This window comes from Thalassospira sp. (genome assembly GCF_048059015.1).
GTDB lineage: Bacteria > Pseudomonadota > Alphaproteobacteria > Rhodospirillales > Thalassospiraceae > Thalassospira.
On the sequence record NZ_JBLLNT010000003.1, the window covers coordinates 270,284 to 285,608 of the forward strand.

Annotated in this window: 13 protein-coding genes; 7 read left to right on the forward strand and 6 right to left on the reverse strand. The window is 54.2% G+C overall.

The window, feature by feature from the left end; translation table 11 throughout:
- Positions 1-8: 8 nt before the first annotated feature.
- Complete coding sequence (locus ACMZ66_RS05115; RefSeq protein ID WP_416935064.1) at positions 9-3,977, reverse strand: NahK/ErcS family hybrid sensor histidine kinase/response regulator; 3,969 nt, start codon at positions 3,975-3,977, stop codon at positions 9-11.
- A 138-nt stretch (positions 3,978-4,115) separates the two neighbouring features.
- On the opposite strand from ACMZ66_RS05115, the gene ACMZ66_RS05120 reads away from it, so the two are divergent.
- Positions 4,116-4,508, forward strand: coding sequence for a hypothetical protein (locus ACMZ66_RS05120; RefSeq protein ID WP_416935628.1), 393 nt, complete (start codon positions 4,116-4,118; stop codon positions 4,506-4,508).
- 69 nt (positions 4,509-4,577) lie between these two features.
- Here ACMZ66_RS05120 and ACMZ66_RS05125 read toward each other — a convergent pair whose 3' ends face one another.
- Complete coding sequence (locus ACMZ66_RS05125; RefSeq protein WP_416935066.1) at positions 4,578-5,075, reverse strand: winged helix-turn-helix transcriptional regulator; 498 nt, start codon at positions 5,073-5,075, stop codon at positions 4,578-4,580.
- Between the two features lie 104 nt (positions 5,076-5,179).
- Here ACMZ66_RS05125 and ACMZ66_RS05130 point away from each other — a divergent pair, with 104 nt between their 5' ends.
- A complete protein-coding gene (locus ACMZ66_RS05130; protein ID WP_416935068.1) occupies positions 5,180-5,839 on the forward strand; it encodes a glutathione S-transferase family protein in 660 nt (219 codons plus the stop codon).
- 98 nt (positions 5,840-5,937) lie between these two features.
- On the opposite strand, the gene ACMZ66_RS05135 is transcribed toward ACMZ66_RS05130, so the two are convergent.
- The 3 genes from ACMZ66_RS05135 to ACMZ66_RS05145 form a co-directional block, all read right to left on the reverse strand.
- Positions 5,938-7,038, reverse strand: a complete 1,101-nt coding sequence (locus tag ACMZ66_RS05135; protein WP_416935070.1) for a TRAP transporter substrate-binding protein — start codon at positions 7,036-7,038, stop codon at positions 5,938-5,940.
- 270 nt (positions 7,039-7,308) lie between these two features.
- Positions 7,309-8,400, reverse strand: coding sequence for a TRAP transporter substrate-binding protein (locus ACMZ66_RS05140; protein ID WP_416935072.1), 1,092 nt, complete (start codon positions 8,398-8,400; stop codon positions 7,309-7,311).
- 167 nt (positions 8,401-8,567) lie between these two features.
- Positions 8,568-9,071, reverse strand: coding sequence for a hypothetical protein (locus ACMZ66_RS05145; RefSeq protein WP_416935074.1), 504 nt, complete (start codon positions 9,069-9,071; stop codon positions 8,568-8,570).
- A 237-nt stretch (positions 9,072-9,308) separates the two neighbouring features.
- Here ACMZ66_RS05145 and ACMZ66_RS05150 point away from each other — a divergent pair, with 237 nt between their 5' ends.
- From ACMZ66_RS05150 to ACMZ66_RS05170, 5 genes are all read left to right on the forward strand, one after another.
- Positions 9,309-10,634 (forward strand): protoglobin domain-containing protein, encoded by a 1,326-nt coding sequence (locus ACMZ66_RS05150; RefSeq protein WP_416935076.1) that lies wholly within the window; start codon positions 9,309-9,311, stop codon positions 10,632-10,634.
- Between the two features lie 262 nt (positions 10,635-10,896).
- Positions 10,897-12,063: an ABC transporter substrate-binding protein gene (locus ACMZ66_RS05155; RefSeq protein WP_416935078.1), complete on the forward strand. Its 1,167-nt coding sequence runs from the start codon at positions 10,897-10,899 to the stop codon at positions 12,061-12,063.
- A gap of 22 nt (positions 12,064-12,085) precedes the next feature.
- Positions 12,086-13,159 carry a FecCD family ABC transporter permease gene (locus ACMZ66_RS05160; RefSeq protein WP_416935080.1) on the forward strand — a complete coding sequence of 358 codons (1,074 nt, stop codon included), beginning with the start codon at positions 12,086-12,088 and terminating at the stop codon, positions 13,157-13,159.
- Positions 13,160-13,168: 9 nt separating this feature from the next.
- On the forward strand, positions 13,169-13,981 hold the full coding sequence (locus ACMZ66_RS05165) for an ABC transporter ATP-binding protein (RefSeq protein WP_416935082.1): 813 nt from the start codon (positions 13,169-13,171) through the stop codon (positions 13,979-13,981).
- Positions 13,982-13,984: 3 nt separating this feature from the next.
- Positions 13,985-14,278, forward strand: coding sequence for a DUF2218 domain-containing protein (locus ACMZ66_RS05170; RefSeq protein ID WP_416935084.1), 294 nt, complete (start codon positions 13,985-13,987; stop codon positions 14,276-14,278).
- A gap of 66 nt (positions 14,279-14,344) precedes the next feature.
- On the opposite strand, the gene ACMZ66_RS05175 is transcribed toward ACMZ66_RS05170, so the two are convergent.
- Complete coding sequence (locus ACMZ66_RS05175; RefSeq protein WP_416935086.1) at positions 14,345-15,325, reverse strand: energy transducer TonB; 981 nt, start codon at positions 15,323-15,325, stop codon at positions 14,345-14,347.

Consider the following 15,325-nt stretch of genomic DNA (forward strand, 5'->3'; position numbering starts at 1 on the left):
AATATTGTTCACTCCGCCGCATCACTCCCCAACCGATTAAGCGCACGTGTCATCAGTGCACGCAGCTTGGCCGGGCGGAGGGGTTTGTTAAGCAACGAGAAACCCTGTTCTCGGATCAGATCGGCGGTCTCGGTTGAGCGGTCGGCGGTGATGATGACGCCCGGCACGTTAACGGCGTGAACATCGCGGAGCTTGATCAGGACATCAAGGCCGGTCTGGCCGGAATCAAGGTGGAAATCGGCAAGGATGATGTCGGGGGAGAATGTACCCCGCCTGGCTTGCGTGTTGGTCAGAAGGTCTTCGGCGGCCGTTCCCGATTGTGCGGTTGCCACAACGCAATCCCAGTTTTCCAGCATGGCGCGCATGCCATCAAGGATCGTCGGTTCGTTATCGATACAGAGCACACGCAGCCCGCCCAATTCGCCCGCCATGCGGCGTTTGGGTTTCGGTGCGGCGGCTGTATTGGCAATGCCCAGCGGCACTTCGACCGAGAAGACGGTGCCGCGCCCCGGCCGGGAACGTACCGATACGCTGTGACCAAGTGATTTCCCCAGACGGTCTACGATGGCAAGGCCAAGGCCAAGGCCCTTTACATCGGTGGTTTCCGGGCCTTCGAGGCGATGGAATTCACGGAAGATGATTTTCAGTTTGTCTTCGGGGATGCCAGGCCCGCTATCCCAGACTTCGAGTTTGAGCTTATCGCCGCGCACACGGCAACCGACCACCGCCCCGCCGGTGCGGGTATAGCGCATGGCGTTGGAAATGAAGTTTTGCAGGATACGACGGAGCAAACGACTGTCGCTGCGTACCCAAAGATCGCGTTTATGGACCTTGAAGCTAAGCCCCGCATTTTCGGCAATCGGTCCAAATTCGGTTTCAAGCGCGCCCAGCACATCATTGATGGCAAAGTCGCGAATGGTCGGTTGCATCGCACCTGCATCGAGCTTGCAGATATCCAAAAGCTCGTTGAGCAATTCCTCAACCCCTTTAAGCGACAAATCAACCTTGCCCACCAGATCAAGCACGTCTTCGGCCAAGCCCTGTTTGCCGCCCAAGGCCACCGTGAACAGGCGCGCGGCGTTAAGTGGTTGAAGCAGATCGTGGCTGGCAGCGGCAAAGAAGCGGGTTTTGGTGTCGTTGGCTGTTTCGGCCTGTTCCTTGGCATCTGATAGTTCGGAGTTTAGAACTTCGAGTGCGTGGGTACGTTCGGTCACGCGCGCTTCAAGGCCTTCATTGGCTTCTTTCAGGGCCTGCTCGGCGGTTTTGCGCTCGGTGATGTCGTGATAGATGCAGAAATAGCCCAGCACTTCGCCGGTTTCGTCAAAGTGCGGGATATAGGTACCCTCGGCATAGCGGCCTTCGCGCACGCCCTGAATGCCGCGTTCATCATTGCGGTTACGCTCAATCGCCGGGAATTCGATCTCGAAACTCTGACGATAGCCCTTAAGCACCAGATCAATCATCGGGGCGAGATGGACAAAGCGCTCCTCGCCCACCGCTTCGCGGACGGCCATGCCATGTGCCTCAACCCGACGCAGGCCAAACATCCGCTCATACGGGCGGTTGGTAAAGCGCAAGCGCTGGTTCTTGTCGGCATAGGCGATCATGACCGGGATATTGTCGGTATAGATGCGAATGTTGCGTTCGCTTTCGCGCAAGGCTTCTTCGGTCCGGACACGCGCGGTGATGTCGGCAATGGTGGCAACAAAGCCGCCATCGGGCATCGGGTTGGTGCGGATTTCAAGCACCATGCCGTCAGAACGTTTACGCTCGTACGTGTGTGGCAAACGACGCATCTGGGGGGCGGCATTCCGACCCAGCAAGATATCGATATCAACCGATCGCGTGCCGTTGACCCGGCATATCTGAACGAGTTCGGATAGTGGCAAGGTCACCTGAATGTCGCTTGTGGCGATGCCGAGCAAATCGATAAAGCGATGGTTCCATGTCGCCAGACGCAGGTTCTGGTCAAACACCGCGACACCTTGGGAAATGTTTTCAAGCGTGTTGAGCAAAAGGTCACGGTTGAATTTGATGGCCTCGGAGGCTTCATCCAGAAGCTCCATCGCATCACGGCGCGAGACGGCCTTATCGGGCAACAACAACGCCATAACCATGCGTGAGGATGCCGCCCCAACCGCACCGGACAGAAGATGTTCGGTAAAATTCGCCGCATCAACATCGGCCATATCAGATCGTTTGGGTTCCCCATCGCGCGATTGCAGGTAATTGCGAAACGCGCGCTGCGCCCAATGTTTGCCCAGGAAGCGCGCAGCCAGATCTTCAAGATCGCCAAGAGTGACACGGCCCGGCCAGGTATCATTGCGCGTCTTGGTATTTTTGCGCCAGACATCAACAAATACCTGTGCCTGACGACGCTGGGTGACACCCTGCACACCCACTGCCGATCCGACAAACATCAAAACGAAGTTCACACCAAGCGACCAGACAACCCCGTGGGTCAAGTGATCTTCAATGCCGACACCCAGCAACGCCTGCGGGTTGAGGATGGCAATGCCAAACGGCCCCTCGGTCAGGATCGATGCCGGAAGAAGCCCGCCCTGCACGAAGGTCGGCAGCAAAAGCGTATAGGCCCAAAGCACAAAGCCCGATGTCAGGCCAAGCCGAACGCCAGTCCGGTTGATGTTCTTAAGGTAAATGGCGGCCAGTACCGCCGGGCCAAACTGCGCCATCGCGGCAAAGGACAACATGCCGATATCGGCAAGCGCGTATCTTTCCGACAGATAACGATAAAAGCCATAAGCCAGAAACAGAATGGCGACCACAGCGGCACGGCGGATTTTCAGCAAAACCTGACTGACATCGCCTGACATGCGGCTTTGGATTTTTTCTGAACGCAACAACATCGGCATGACCAGATCGTTACAGACCATGGTCGAAACCGCGACGCACGATACAATCACCATGCCGGTACTGGCCGAAAGCCCGCCGATAAAGGCCACAACCGCCAGCCAATCCTGCCCGGCGAGTAATGGCAAGGTCAGAACAAACGTATCGGGGTTGACCTGCGGGTCGCCGCCAAAACTGAACAATCCGGCAATGGCAATCGGCACGACAAAGATGTTGATCGCAATCAGATAAGCCGGAAACAGCCAGCGGGCACTGGCCAGATTGCGGCCGTCGTCATTTTCAACAAAGGTAACGTGGAACTGACGCGGCAGACAAAAGATCGCCAAGGCGGCAAGCAATGTCGCGACAAAGAAATGCGATGTCAGCCAGTTATCGGGGATAAACAGCTCGCGCACCATGGGATCGGATAGCGCGCGTTTATTGATATCGGCAAAGCCGTCAAACATGCCGTAGACGACAAAGAAGCCAACCATCAAAAGCGCGATCAGCTTGACAATGCTTTCGAACGCCACGGCAAGGATCAGGCCATCATGATGCTCGGACGCGTGGATATAACGCACGCCAAACAGGATGGCAAAAACCGCCATCAGGATGGTGACATAAAACGCGGTATCCTTGGAAAAATGGCCTGCGGAATGGCGGACAACCTGTTCGCCCAACTCGCCAATCAGCACATCAAATGATAGCGACACGGCTTTGAGCTGAAGCGAGATATAGGCAAGAACACCAACAACCGCGATCAGGGCAACAAGGGCCGCCAGACTTTGGCTTTTGCCATAGCGCGATCCCAGAAAATCGGCAATCGAGGTAATGTTTTGCTGATGGCAGACGCGTGCGATTTTGGTCATGATGCCAAAACCAATGATCATGACAATGATCGGCCCGATGTAGATCGGCAAGAACGCCCAGCCGCGCGTTGCCGCCGTCCCCACCGACCCAAAGAAGGTCCAGCTAGTGCAATAGACCGCCATGGACAGCGCATAGATGGTGGGCTTGAGCTTGGACGCGCGCCATTTATCGGCATATTTGTCGCCATAATGGGCAATGGCAAACAAAAGACCGATATAGGTCATGGCAACAATAAAGATCAGTCCGCCCTGAAGCATCCGTGCGCAGCCTTTTTTATAGCCGCCATTTCAGGCGGTTAAGCAAATTCCGGTTCGGGGACTATACCACGGCGGCGTTATTGTCTAAAACGACGCAAATTCATTTGAGTCTTAAAGATCAAGGAAAGCGTGGTTGATATGCCGTCTGACTATGGCTTTTACGCTGGAATTCTGCGCTTTGTCGCAAAGAAAACCGAAACCGAAGACCGCGAAATTCGCATCATGATGGGCCATCTGGCCGGTATTTCCGATGCGATTGAGCAATCCGGGCGCTTTATGGTGGAACGCAACAATTGCGAAAGTGCCGCGCGCGCCTTTGCCGGTGTCGCCAAATTCCTGCAGGAACGCATCCTGCCAGAGGCATTGAATGCCGGGAATGAAGGTGCGGTCGAGCAGCTTAAATGGACGATTGAAACGTCACTTGTGATGGCGGCCGAACTGGTCAAACGGGCCGCGAATGAGGAGCTTAAAGATCAGGACAAATTCACGTTCTATCTGCCCAAAGCCCCCAACGCACCGACCGTGCATTAAGCACAGACGAACACCGATTTTGACGACTTCAGATCAGGGTGCCTTGGCACCCTTTTCTTTTATCTGCGTTCAGGACAAAGCGGCTTCTTCGGCCACCACGCGCAGATAGGCTTCTTGAAGTTCTTCCAGGACTGATTTGGCCGGTTTGGGCGCACCAAGATGGATATGGCGCAGCTCATCCATGAAACGCTGCCACATGGCTGGTCCGCCGTCCTCCAACAATTGGGCACGGATCGACAGTTCCTTGGACACTGGCGTATGCCGCCTTCCCCATGCCCCCATTTGCACCAAAAGCGGGACAAGCTCGATTGCTGGTTCGCTTAGGCTATAGATCGATTTTTGCGCGTGGCTTGGATCGGGGGATTTGAACAACAATCCTTCTGCGACCAGTCGTTTCAAACGGGCCGAAAGGATGTTGGATGCGATGCCTTCTTCGGACTGACCAAGCAGTTCCCGGAAATGGCGGCGATTGCCAAACATTACGTCGCGAATGACGATCAGGCTCCAGCGATCACCAAGAACTTCCAATGTCAGATTAATCGGGCATCCCGAACGGTGCTGATCCATTCCCAAAGCATCCTTTTTAACACTGGTTGCAAAATAGGATCGGTTTTGTTAAAAGGCAACTGATTGCATAATGCAATCAGTTTTCATCATAACGGGAGGCCACCATGCCCATCACATTCTACGGTCATCACTTCTCGTCCTTTTGTCAGAAAGCGTTAATTGCGTTTTATGAGCACGGACTGGATTTCACATTTCGCGAGATCGATTTTCAGAACGAAGAAATCATGCAGGAACTCGGCAATCTGTGGCCGATCAAGAAGATGCCGGTGATTGTTGATCAGGGCAGAACCGTGATTGAAAGCAGCATCATTGTTGAGCATGTCGATGAACACTATCACCGCGACTTTCGCCTGATCCCGCAAAATTCAGAACAGGCGATTGACGTTCGGTTCATGGATCGATTTTTTGACAATTATATCGCCACACCGCAGATGAAGCTGGTGATTGATGCGATGCGCTCTGAAGGCGAACATGATCCCTATGGCGTCGCCAAGGCAAAGGTGATGCTTGAAACATCCTATGCCTGGCTGGATGACAAGATGAAGGATCGAACATGGGCGATTGGTGACGACTTCACGCTCGCCGATTGTGCTGCAGGGCCGCATCTGTTTTATGCGCATTGGAGCCACCCGATCGATGCGAAGTTCAAAAACCTGCACGCCTATCGGGATCGGTTGATGGCGCGCCCATCTTTTGCCCGCTGCGTCGAAGATGGCCGTCCCTACCGGTCGTTTTTCCCGATAAAAGTTGCCAACATGGACTAACCGGTCTTCCTTCGCGCCCCCAAGCATACCGCATGCAAAAAGGCCGACACGAAACCGTGTCGGCCTTTTAATCTGGGATGAACCAGGATCAGGCGTGCTTAGGACGCAACATTGGCAAAGACATTGGCGCGCTGGTTAAGGGCTGTTGCCTCAAACTCCTTGCCATAAGGCGCTGCCTTTTTCGCAAAATCCATCAAGGACGCATAGATGCGGCCATTAAGATCATTCTTGCCTGCAATTTCCTCGACGGCTTCTTTGGCGGCACCGGCAAAGGCATTGATCAGATCATCATTGAAATGACGGATCTCGGTCCCCTTGGCGAGGATCGCCTGATAGGACTGAACGTTGTTGAACGTAAAGTCTGCCAGGGTCTGTTCGACATTGGCCTGTGCGGCGACCGCAACGATTTCCTGCAAGTCTTCTGGCAGTTCGGCGAATTTGTCCTTGTTGATAAAGACTTCGATGCCCGAACCCGGTTCGGCAAAGGCCGGGGTGTAGTAATATTTGGCAACCGATGCCAAACCGAACGCGTAATCATTCCACGGACCAACCCATTCGGCTGCGTCAATTGCTCCTGACTGCAAGCTTGGCAGGATTTCAGCAGCTGGCAGAAGCGACGGGGTCGCACCCAGACGACGCATGGCTTCGCCACCGATACCGGCATAACGGACTTTCAGGCCCTTGAGGTCTTCGACCGTGTTGATTTCCTTGTTGAACCAACCACCGGCCTGAAGGCCCGTATTGCCAGCCAGGAACGGCTTGACGTTGAACTGGGCATAAAGCTCATCCCAAAGCGCCTGACCACCGCCAAACCGCAGCCAACCGGACAGTTCCCACGCCATCAAACCAAACGGAATGGTGGTGAAGAACGATACGGCCGGATCCTTGCCAAACCAGTAATAGGGCGTGGAATGGGCCAGATCGGCAACGCCCTGTTCGACCGCATCCATGCATTCAAGTGCCGGGACAAGTTCGCCCGCACCATAAACGGTGATTTTCAGACGGCCGCCCGACATCTTGTTCACACGTTCGGCAAACAGTTCGCCATTGGCACCAAGGCCCGGCGTGCCTTTTGGCCAAGGCATCACCATGCGCCAACTTATGGTTTCATCGGCTTTAACGATGGACGGGGCAGCAGCAGTTGCCGCAAAAGCACCAGCAGCAACGCCGGCACCGCTCAGAAACGCGCGACGTTTCATTGTGGGGCTCCAATTCGATATTGGTAAAATTTTGCGCGAAATACCCGCAAAGGTAATTTCATGACTTTGTTTGACGACAAAGTTACGGCTTTTGGCGCGGGCAACAATTCATGTTTGCGCGATGCTGCGTCCCGTAAACTGCATGACATCGACATTTCGTCGACAATTCTTCACCCAAAGGTTCAAAGAATTTGGTTCACCCCAAACAAAAAGGGGCCGCCCGAAGGCAGCCCCTTGATGCATGTGAACCGGTTGGTTCGATATGTCGCCTTAGAAGCCCCAGACTTTCGCACGCTGCAAAAGACCGGTTGCTTCGAATTCCTTGCCATAGCGCGCGGCTTTCTGAACAAGGTCAAGATAGCTTGCAGCAATACGTCCAGACAGATCGTTCTGGGCAGCAATCTCGTTAACAGCCGCTTTGGAATGTTCTGCCAGGGTCATGATAACTTCATCTGGGAACTGACGGACTTCAACGCCCTTGTCGATCAGCGGCTGATAGGACTGAAGGTTGTTGAAGGTAAAGTCAGCAAGCGTGTTTTCAGCAATCGCCTGTGCGGCAAAGCGAATGATCGCCTGCAGATCCGGGGTCAGGGCATCGAACTTGTCTTTGCCGACAAAGATCTCAAGACCCGGTCCAGGCTCGTGGAAGGCCGGGGTGTAGTAGAATTTGGCAACCTGATACAGACCAAATGCCAGATCGTTCCAAGGACCAACCCACTCGGCCGCGTCAATTGCGCCCGACTGCATCGATGGCATGATTTCGCCCGGGGGCATCATGGTGACGTTGGCACCGGCACGGCGCATTGCTTCACCGCCAAGACCGGCATAACGCATTTTCAGGCCCTTAAGGTCATCAAGCGAATTGATTTCCTTGTTGAACCAGCCACCAGCCTGCATGCCGGAGTTCCCCGCATAGAACGGGACAACGTTGAATTCAGCGTAAGCTTCTTCCCAAAGCTTCTGGCCTTCGCCAAAACGCAGCCAGCTTGACAGCTCCCACGCGGTCAGGCCGAACGGAATGGTCGAGAAGAAGTTAAGAGCCGGGTTTTTACCCTGCCAGTAATACGGGGTGCCGTGTGCCATTTCGACCACGCCCTGCTCGACTGCATCCATGCATTCGAACGGCGGAACGATTTCACCACCACCATAAACGGTGATGTTCAGACGACCATTGGACATTTCCTTGACCATGGCCGCAAATTTTTCTGCATTGGTGCCAAGGCCAGGCGTGCCCTTCGGCCACGGCATTACCATGCGCCAATTCAGGCTTTCCTGTGCGGAAACGATTGCCGGTGCAGCAACAGATGCGGCAACCGCACCCGCACCAAGACCGGCTCCTTTAAGGAACTGACGACGTTTCATTGGGATCCCCTTAATTCTTGTGTTTTGATGGTTTTTTGCGCAACCACCACCCTGCGGAGGGGGATTTTGGCCAAAAGATGCGCCGGTTTCCACTATTTTTGCGTGATCGGGGAAAATAAATTCCCCCGACGCTACGGCATGCTGGTTTTGCTGCGCGAAATGGCGCCCTAACCCAGATAGCGATTATAATCGGCAACGAATTGCTCGACCGTGCCAGCCCCAAGCGGCGTGTTGTAATATTGCTTCCAATAGGCGGCCAACGCATTGACGTCATTGGCATCTGCTGGCATGGCCGCAGGTGCGCGGTAATAGCGAATACGACACATCGCGGTTGCATAGGCCAGATTGCTGGCAAGCTGCCCTGCCTTGTCAGGCGTGCCGTCGGATAGAGCCGGTTGGGCGGCAAGGAAGCCATCAACCTTTGCCTTGAGCTCCGCCCGGCCCGGATAATCAAGATAGTTCACATAGCAATCATTAAGCGTTGCCGGTTCCATCTGAAAGATGCCCATCGCCGGGCCACCACCAACCTGTTTGATATAATCACCCAGATGACTTTCATGGGCCGCCGTTCCCATGATCAGGTTTTCTGCAACGTCTGGTGCAGACAGATCCAGTGCAGCGAGTACTGGCTGGACGACCAAGGTTCTTAGTTGTTCCGCATTGATAGGCATCGCGCCCTCCATTCAACTCATGGTTTTGGTTTTCCATGACGTTTGAGGACATGCCTTTGAGAAAAATTAGCGTCTATCCCGTAGAAATCCTTGGAACTACTCTAAAGAGCCCCTCCTTTTGGGATAGGTTTGTATACTTACATATAATTAACCTGGCATATTCGATACCAACCTAAAGTTAAGCGCCAACATACGACCGCATAATGATGAACTGCTTTGCTCGAGGGGACAGAGAATATGCATCCAGAGTTACGCCGTCGGCTTGAATTTATCGGGTTCGGCAATTCCAAGGTTACACAACTCAAACGTGCCTGGCCGGTCATTGAAAAGAACCTTCCACCGATCCTTGACGAGTTTTATCGCAAGGTGATGGGGAGACCTGAACTGGCCAAAATTGTTGGCGATCCATCCAATATCGAACGCCTTAAGAATGCGCAGCGCAAACACTGGGCCAAGCTTTTCGAAGGAAGCTTTGATGACAGCTTCTACGAAGATGTGCGCCGCATTGGTAAGGCGCACGAACGCATTGGCCTGACACCGGAATCCTATGTGTCGGCCTATAACTTCATGCTCGGTGAAATTTCGGCATTGCTCTACAAGCAATTCCATCGCGATTCTCAGGTATCGCTGATGGTGGTTGCGTCGATCAATGCCCTACTGGTCGATGTCGAAATGGCCATCACCGTCTATTACGAAGAAACCCAGAACACCTATTTCAACAAGCTTCAGGAAATGTCGAAGGAGTTTGAGGAAACCATTGGTTCTGTGGTGTCGGCCGTATCATCGTCTGCAGCTGAAATGTCGCACGCCTCAGACACCCTGATTTCAAGCATGTATGAAACCCAGGGCGAAGTTCAAAAGGCCCAGGGTGCTGCGGAAATTTCAGCAGACAACGCGACCACGGTTGCCGGTGCCGCCGAAGAACTTGATAGTTCCATCCGTGAAATTTCAAGTCAGGTGTCGCGTGCATCGACCATTTCCAACGAAGTCGAAGAGTCCGTGCAAAAAACGTCCGAGACGATCGAGGCCCTGAATGCTGCGGCCGATCAGATCGGAACCGTGGTTGACTTGATTGATAAAATCGCAAGTCAGACCAACCTTCTTGCCCTGAACGCAACGATCGAGGCGGCCCGTGCCGGTGAAGCTGGCAAAGGTTTTGCCGTGGTCGCAAGCGAGGTCAAAAACCTTGCCAACCAAACCGCCAAGGCAACCGGTGACATTACCGAACAGATCAATGCTGTTCAGCAAAGCACGGCAGCCGCGGTAAGTGCCATTCACACGGTATCAGGCCAGATCAGCAATATTGTGGACTCGGTCACCGCCATCTCGGCCGCTGTTGAGCAGCAAGCAGCAGCAACAACTGAAATCAGCGGCAATATCAACGCGGTATCGTCAGCCAATCGGGATGTGAATACCAGCCTTGAGACCGTGAATGGGACAGCAACCCGAACCAGTACGGTCGCAAACGAAGTTTCTGGTGTTTCCAAGCAACTTCAAAGCAACTCTGAACGGCTGCGTTCAGATGTCGACGCCTTTGTTAAACGCCTGACAGCGACAAGTTAACTCCCTCCTATCCAAAGGACACCCCACTGGGCGCAGAGCACCCCGTTCTGCGCCATTTTTTGACTGAAACGATAGTAATATTCAAAATCATTCGCATTTAAATAATCAGTTTGCTATGACAACCAAACGCGGTGCTGCCATTTGGCACGGACTGTTGGATCACCCTGCCCGCCTGTGCCGGGCAAAAACCCGATGAACCAACATCACACCGCACGGCATTTGATCGCCCCTTCATGCAAACATCTGAAATGCGAAACCCGATATGACATTCAAACACTTACGCCGTCTCGTCGCCGCATCCTTCATCATCACTGCCGCAGCCCAGAGTGCTGCCACCGCTGCCAATGCCGGTGAAACCATCACGCTTACCGATGTGTCGGGCCGTGAGGTTACCCTTGAGGTGCCGGTTAAACATATGATCCTTGGCGAAGGACGGTTTTTGCCATCAATCGGTATTCTTGATCCGGAAAACCCGGTGCGCTGGATTGCAGGCATGATGGGTGAATTCAAACGTCTTGATCCGGGATCTTATGCCCAGTACGAAACCAAATTCCCCGAGATCGATGACATTCCACTGATCGGGCGCAGTGGCGAGCAGACCTTTTCCACCGAAAAGGCGATCACGGTTCTGCCAGATGTGGCGATCTTTGGCATTTCAGGGGGGCACGGCCCGGGATCAAAAAGCCACGAAATCCTGTCTGCCCTTGGTGCGGCGGACATCCCGGTCGTCATGATCGATTTTCGCGCCAAGCCGTTTGAAAACACTCCAAAAAGCATCCGCGTTCTGGGCAAACTGATGGGCAAGGAAGATCAGGCAGAAGCGTTTTTGAAGTTCTATGAAGAAAACCTCGCCAAGGTGACGGACCGCACCAAGGACATCACCAACAAACCAAGTGTCTTTCTTGAAAGCCGCGTTGGCCTGCAGCAACATTGCTGCGAAGCTATGGGCAATGACATGATTGGCAAGTTCGTTGAACTGGCCGGTGGCCAGAACGTTTTTGGCGATGAAATCCCCGGCGTGATTGCCCAGGTATCGCTTGAGCAGATCTTGCTTAAAAACCCGGAATTCTATGTCACGACCGCAGTTGGCTCTGCCGGGTTGGATCCTGAAACCAACTCCAAACGGATTGTTCTGGGGGCATCCACCAATGCGCAACAGGCTGCCACATCGCTGGCACATAGCATGGAACGCGTCGGACTTTCCGAACTGGACGCGGTGAAAACCCAAAAGGTCTATTCGGTCTGGCATCACGTTTATAACAACCCGATCAATGTCGCGGCCCTGCAAGCGATGGCGAAATGGTTCCACCCGGAAACCTTTGGCGATGTTGATCCCGATGCGACCCTTGCCGAGTTCTATGATCGTTTTCAGGCGGTCGATTTGAACGGCGTTTACTGGATTGGCCTTGATCAGGCGTCTTCACAATAAACGCCACTAACCATCGGACCCCATGATGAAAGATGAGATGAGCGGCGCAGCACATGCTGCGCCGTCCCTTGCACAGCAATATCGCCGATTTGTGTTCAAACGGATTTTCTGGCTGTGCGTTTTTTTGACCGCCCTAATCGTATCCTTCGTCACCAACGTGATCACAGGCCCGGCCATGTTGTCCTTCTGGGATGTTGTGAACGGCATCCTTGATCGCGAAACCCTGTCCGGTGCGATGCAGGTCATCGTGTTTGATGTCCGCCTGCCCTTTGCGGTTTTGGCCGTCATTGTCGGCGCGACGCTTGGCCTTGCAGGTGCGGAGCTTCAGACCGTCCTAAACAACCCACTGGCAAGCCCATCGACGCTTGGCATCATGCATGCAGCAACACTTGGGGCATCGATCGCGATTGTCTTTCAGCTTGATCAGTTCGGGTTGCCGGAAAACTATATCGTGCCGATCTTTGCCTTTGCCGGTGCGCTGTGTGCGATCTTTCTGATCCAGATGCTGGCAGGGTTTTATGGTGCGACCATTGATACGGTCGTTCTGTTTGGTATTGCCCTTGTCTTTGCCCTTGATGCCTTGGTTGCCCTGATCCAGTTCGTCGCCGATAGCGACAGCTTGCAGCAAATTGTATTTTGGACCATGGGAAGTCTTGCGCGCGCTACATGGGAAAAGATCTCCATTGTCGGTGCCGTCTTTGCGCTTTGTGTGCCCTTTAGCATCCGACATGTCTGGAAAATGACAGCCCTTCGCGGCGGTGAAGATTACGCCAAAAGCTATGGTGTCTCGGTTGAGCGACTTCGCATGCTGGTTTTGCTGCGCGTCGGGGTGCTCACCGCCGTTGCCGTATCCTTTACCGGTGTGATCGGTTTTGTTGGTCTTGTCGGCCCGCATATCGCGCGCCTCGCCTTTGGTGAAGACCATCGCTACTACATCCCGGGATCGGTTCTGGCCGGGGCCTTTATCCTGTCGGCCGCATCGCTTACGAGCAAATCCATCCTACCGGGCATCATGATCCCGGATGGCATTGTCACAGCGCTGATCGGCATTCCGCTGTTTCTGGCATTGCTGCTGTCGCAAAAGCGGCGCGGATAAGGGGACCTCATGACCAGACTTCATATCCGCGATCTTGTCATCGCCCATGGCAAGAAAACCATCCTGTCTGAGATCACACTTAAAAGCTTCGCGCCCGGCAGTGTCGTTGGCGTGCTTGGCCCAAACGGGGTTGGCAAATCAAGTTTTCTGCGCACTCTGGCGGGACTTGCGAAATATGATGGTTCCATCACCTATGACGGGGCAGAAAACCGCAAGCTCAGCCACAATGAACGCGCACGCAAGGTCGCCTATTTGCCGCAAACCTTGCCGCAACCCACAAACCTTGTGGCCTATGAGGCGATCATATCCGCATGCCGTGCAGTGCGCCCGGATCTTATGCGATCAGATGTCGAACAACTGACCGAACGGGTATTTGAACGCCTCAATATCAGCCATATCGCTTTGCAACCGCTTAGCCGCATGTCAGGTGGGCAACGCCAGATGGTCGGCCTTGCGCAGATCATTGTGCGTGAACCAGACATCATGTTGCTTGATGAGCCGACCAGTGCGCTTGATCTGCGTTGGCAGCTTGGCGTTCTTGATGTTGTCAAAAACCTTGTGAAGGACAAACAGGGTCTGGCGCTGATTGCGCTGCATGACATCAATCTGGCCATGCGCCATTGCGATCACTTGATCTTGTTTGGCGAAGGCGGTGTGCTGTCGCATGGCAGCCCGGAAACCGCGATGACGCCGGAAATGCTCATGCGCGCCTATCAGGTCGAAGGCCGGATCGAGACCTGCTCACAGGGATCCCCCTTCATCATTGTCGACGGGCTTGGGCAATCCGCGTCAGACCCACATTCCATACCGCAAGGAGCTTGATCCATGTTCATCACCAAAGGATTGGTCACAACCGACAAGGCCGGCAAATATCTGGTGCAGCTTTGCAAACATTTTGCCCACAAGGTCGATGTTGATCTGCGCGAAACATCGGCCGACGTTGCCTTTCCCATGGGTCCCTGCACCATTACCGCGACCGAGGATGGACTGATTTTCCAAGGTCAGTCAGAAAGCGATATCGGCCTGGAAAAGATGAAAGGTGTGATCATCATTCATCTTGATAAATTTGCCTGGCGCGAAGTGCCGATTGAATATCGCTGGGAAGACAGCACGGCATAAAAGCCTGCCAAAATCTTTGCCACCCAAAACAAAAACGCCAGCCTGTTGGGGCTGGCGTTTTTCGTATCAGCGCAGGTTATAGACCACCGGAATGGTCAGCGTGATGCTGTCTTCAAGCATATCATCAGGGAATGGCGGGAATTGCCGCACCCGTTCGATCATGCGTTCGGTTTCACGGTCCAGAAGTTTCGACCCGCTGGCCGAGACCATTTTGAACACCGAAATCGATCCATCCCGCGCAATCACCAGAAGGACACTGTTCTGGCCTTCAATCCCGCGCCGCTTGGCGCGATCGGGATATTCGCGGTAGCGGTTGAGCATCTGAAGAACCGATGACTGGTAATCCACCATCGCCGCCTTGCTGGCCGCACCGCCACCACTGCCCGATGACGCAGCCGCCGCCTGACTTTGGGCGACCTCGCCCACGGTGCCGTCGGACTTGCTGGAATTGGTCAGGCCTGCGGGTTGCGGTTTGGGTTCCGCCTGTTTTTGAACCGGTTCGGCGACTTCGACCTTTTTGGGTGCTTCAACCTGCTTGACGGGCGGCTTGGGCTTCATGCGCACCGGCAGAACTTCGGCAAGCTGCTGGACGACAACGGGTTCCGGCTCGGGTTCTGGTTCTGGTTCTGGCTCCGGTTCGGGCTGAACCACTTCTTCAATGACCGGTTCGGGAATTGGTTCGGGCTCTGGCTCCGGTTCGACAATCGGTTCCGGCTCCGGGATCAGTTCGGGTTCCGGTTCAGCCTCAGCCACTTCTTCGGGTTCGGGTTCCGGTTCGGGAATGGGTTCGGGTTGTTCGACCGGTTCGACAACTTCTTCTTCGGGCTCAGGTGCTGCGACACTATCAACTGAGTCCGCACTTTGTTGATCGACCTCGGTCTCACCCGTCACGGATTGGCCTGCACCAAGCGATATGCTGATGCTTTGCACTGATCCTGCCCCGCCCCAGCCAGACGGCTGTGGTTCCGGCATAGCAAGCACAATACCACCGGTCAGAACAATGCCGGTCAGTCCCGTTGCAATCAAAAGGTCGAGACGTTTTGACAT

What these genes read in the sequence shown, in the direction of transcription:
- ACMZ66_RS05115 (WP_416935064.1), bottom strand. Translation starts at nt 3,977, where the DNA reads ATGCTTCAGGGCGGACTGATCTTTATTGTTGCCATGACCTATATCGGT.
- ACMZ66_RS05120 (WP_416935628.1), top strand. Translation starts at nt 4,116, where the DNA reads ATGCCGTCTGACTATGGCTTTTACGCTGGAATTCTGCGCTTTGTCGCA.
- ACMZ66_RS05125 (WP_416935066.1), bottom strand. Translation starts at nt 5,075, where the DNA reads ATGGATCAGCACCGTTCGGGATGCCCGATTAATCTGACATTGGAAGTT.
- ACMZ66_RS05130 (WP_416935068.1), top strand. Translation starts at nt 5,180, where the DNA reads ATGCCCATCACATTCTACGGTCATCACTTCTCGTCCTTTTGTCAGAAA.
- ACMZ66_RS05135 (WP_416935070.1), bottom strand. Translation starts at nt 7,038, where the DNA reads ATGAAACGTCGCGCGTTTCTGAGCGGTGCCGGCGTTGCTGCTGGTGCT.
- ACMZ66_RS05140 (WP_416935072.1), bottom strand. Translation starts at nt 8,400, where the DNA reads ATGAAACGTCGTCAGTTCCTTAAAGGAGCCGGTCTTGGTGCGGGTGCG.
- ACMZ66_RS05145 (WP_416935074.1), bottom strand. Translation starts at nt 9,071, where the DNA reads ATGCCTATCAATGCGGAACAACTAAGAACCTTGGTCGTCCAGCCAGTA.
- ACMZ66_RS05150 (WP_416935076.1), top strand. Translation starts at nt 9,309, where the DNA reads ATGCATCCAGAGTTACGCCGTCGGCTTGAATTTATCGGGTTCGGCAAT.
- ACMZ66_RS05155 (WP_416935078.1), top strand. Translation starts at nt 10,897, where the DNA reads ATGACATTCAAACACTTACGCCGTCTCGTCGCCGCATCCTTCATCATC.
- ACMZ66_RS05160 (WP_416935080.1), top strand. Translation starts at nt 12,086, where the DNA reads ATGATGAAAGATGAGATGAGCGGCGCAGCACATGCTGCGCCGTCCCTT.
- ACMZ66_RS05165 (WP_416935082.1), top strand. Translation starts at nt 13,169, where the DNA reads ATGACCAGACTTCATATCCGCGATCTTGTCATCGCCCATGGCAAGAAA.
- ACMZ66_RS05170 (WP_416935084.1), top strand. Translation starts at nt 13,985, where the DNA reads ATGTTCATCACCAAAGGATTGGTCACAACCGACAAGGCCGGCAAATAT.
- ACMZ66_RS05175 (WP_416935086.1), bottom strand. Translation starts at nt 15,325, where the DNA reads ATGTCAAAACGTCTCGACCTTTTGATTGCAACGGGACTGACCGGCATT.